Origin of the sequence: Pseudomonas sp. 65/3-MNA-CIBAN-0223 (assembly GCF_040310425.1) — a bacterium.
In the GTDB taxonomy this organism is placed as follows: domain Bacteria; phylum Pseudomonadota; class Gammaproteobacteria; order Pseudomonadales; family Pseudomonadaceae; genus Aquipseudomonas; species Aquipseudomonas gregormendelii.
The window spans coordinates 1-291 of the sequence record NZ_JBEOPV010000084.1 but is presented as its reverse complement, the minus strand read 5'-3'; the positions used below and the strand labels follow the sequence as shown (position 1 = coordinate 291).

The following is a 291-nucleotide window of genomic DNA, read 5'->3' as shown; positions in this document are numbered from 1 at the left end:
CGCCAAGACAGCGCGTTGGCGATCCAGTCAGGCCTGGGGTAGGCTGGTCGCCGCTTCCTTTCTCACATCAAGACCAGATAAGGAAGGCAATCGCACCCGGTGGTGCGGCCGGGCTTCAAACCCGGTTGGGGGCGGCAGCCGCTCCCGGGTGAGTTCGACTCTCACTGCCTTCCGCCATCTACCCCTCGCCACCACCCTGCGACAGCCCGCCTCACTTCGCAATATCAAAAAGCCATCGCGCTCCAGCGCGAAGCGCGTCACAATCGCGGCTTTTCTTTCCAGGGATAGGAG

Annotated in this window: 1 tRNA gene; it reads left to right on the top strand. The window is 62.9% G+C overall.

Annotated elements, in window-relative coordinates:
* The first annotated feature begins 81 nt into the window (after nt 1-81).
* A tRNA-Sec gene (locus AAEZ09_RS28020) sits at nt 82-177 on the top strand.
* Nucleotides 178-291 lie beyond the last annotated feature (114 nt).